2 protein-coding genes are annotated in these 2,329 nt (G+C 72.0%); both read left to right on the forward strand.

The features are described from left to right. Positions 1-214: 214 nt before the first annotated feature. The gene (locus ACM2XV_RS14415) at positions 215-700 is read left to right on the forward strand and encodes a PH domain-containing protein (RefSeq protein WP_344776751.1); all 486 of its coding nucleotides are present in this window, start codon (positions 215-217) and stop codon (positions 698-700) included. Between the two features lie 10 nt (positions 701-710). Continuing rightward, entirely contained in the window at positions 711-2,270 is a 1,560-nt protein-coding gene (locus tag ACM2XV_RS14420; RefSeq protein ID WP_344776749.1) for a PH domain-containing protein, read from the forward strand. Positions 2,271-2,329: the final 59 nt, after the last annotated feature.

Here is a 2,329-nt window from a genome sequence, read left to right on the forward strand (position 1 = left end):
CAGCGCCGTGAAGGCGGCGCCCCCGACGACGAGCAGCGCGTTGGCGAGCGCACCGCGGCGCACGAGCGCATCGGCGAGCACGGGACGGGTGAGCGAAGCGGAAGCGATCGTCATGCGATCCACACTATGGCGGGGCCCAAGCGGATGCTTGGGCCTGAGCTACACCGAATGGGGCAGATCATTGGTGAAAAGCTCTGAGCAATACGATGATCCCGTGGCACAGCGGCTCGAGATCGACGGGGACTGGCAACGCGTCTCGCCGAGGTACGTGTGGATCGTGATCGTCGGCTCGCTCGTGGCGGCCGCCGTCACGGGAGCGATCATCGCGTTCGTCTGGTTCGCGGTGGACTGGGCATGGTGGGGCTGGCTTCTGGCCGCCGCCTGGGCGGTCGGCTTCGCCCTGCAGCTGTTCTTCGCCCCGCGGCGCGCGCGCGCGATCGGCTACCGCATGCGCGACGACGATCTCGTCGTGCGGCGCGGCATCGCGTGGCTGCGCTTCGTCGCGGTGCCGTACGGCCGCATGCAGCTCATCGACGTGACCCGCGGGCCGATCAGCCGCGCCCTCGGCCTCTCCGATCTGCGCTTCGTCACCGCGAGCGCGTCGAGCAACGTCGCGATCCCCGGCCTTCCCGCCGAGGCGGCAGACGAGCTGCGTGACCGGCTCATCGCGCTCGCCGAGACGCGGCGCGCGGGATTGTGAGTCGGCACCCGTGAACCCGCTCGCGGACGGCCAGTGGCACCGCATGCACCCCGCCACCCCGCTGCTGCGCGGCGGTGCGGTCTTCGTCGCGATCGTCGCGATCGTGTTCGCCAACCTGCGCGAGCGGCTCGTCGACTGGATCGCCCGCGTGCCCGACCGCACGCGCGACGGGGACCCCGTCGACGCGATCGTCCGGCACGGCTGGACGCTCTGGGCCGCACTCGGCGTCCTGCTGCTCGTCGCGCTGATCATCGTCTGGTACCGGGTCACCTGGCGGATGACCGAGTTCAGAGTCACGGCGGATGCCGTCGAGCTGCGCTCCGGCGTCGTGAACCGTCAGAACCGCCAGGCGCGGCTGGACCGCATTCAGGGCGTGAACGTGCACCGCACGCTCTTCGCGCGGGTGTTCGGCGCGGCCCGGCTCGAGATCGTCGTCGCCGGGCATGACGCGAACCTCAGCCTGCAGTATCTGGGGTCGAGTGCGGCGGAGGAGCTCAGGCGCGAGATCCTGGGGCTCGCGGGGAGCAAACGGGCGGCGGCGGGGGCTGGTCTCCATTCGGCTTCGCCGAGTCGACCAGCGGGGGCGGCGAGTCGACCGGCGGGGGCGGCGAGTCGACCGGCGGGGGCGGCGAGTCGACCGGCGGGGGCGGGTGTGGCGGCGCAGTTCGTGGGCGAGTTCATCCTGTCGCCGGCCGATCTGCACCCCGACTTCGCCCCCGCCTCCGTCGTCAAGGTGCACCCCGGCCGGCTCATCGGATCGCTCATCCTGAGCCCCTTCACGATCGTGCTGATCGCGATCGTGGTGTGGCTCGTGGTCGAGGTCTTGCGCGGCAACTACTTCCTGCTGGTGGCGGTCATCCCCTCGGTCTTCGGCATGTTCACGGGCTACTCGCGCCGCTTCGGCCGGCTCGCGCGCTACACGATCTCGGGCAGCGCCGACGGGGTGCGGGTGGGCTACGGGCTGCTCTCGACGAGCAGCGAGACCATCCCGACGGGGCGCATCCACGCCGTCGAGATCGTGCAGCCGCTGCTGTGGCGGCCGTTCGGCTGGTGGGCGATCCGCATCGCGCGCGCCGGGCGGGCTCGGCAGCGCGGGCAGGCCGAGAACGCCTCGACGGTGCTCCCCGTGGGCTCGCTCGAGGACGTCGGCCGCGTGCTGCCGCTGCTGCTGCCGGCATCCGATCGCGCCGATCTGCTCGCCCTCGTCGACGCGACCGCGCGCTATCGCCGCACCGCGCGGCTGTTCTCGCAGGCGCCGCGCGCGGCCGCCTGGCTGCACCCGCTGTCGTGGCGGCGCGTCGGCTACGCATACGTCGGCGACACGCTCGCGCTGCGCGCCGGCTTCATCTCGCGCACCCTCGCGTTCGTGCCGCTGGCGCGCGTGCAGAGCGTGGGCATCAGGCAGGGACCGGTGAGGCGGATGCTGGGTCTCGTCGGCCTCGCAGTGCACGTCGTCGACGTGCGCATCCGCCCGCGGCTGTCGGTGATCGGCACCGCGGCGGGGGCCGAGCTGTTCGAGCAGTTGGCGCGCAGTGCCGTAATGTTGGCGAGTCGCGACGCGAGGAGTTAGGGGCGAAGCACGTGCAGGCATCCGGCAGCCAGAGCCGCTCAGGAAGGCTCGGCGTCGGC

The organism is Gryllotalpicola sp. CP2-P1, from assembly GCF_057512245.1.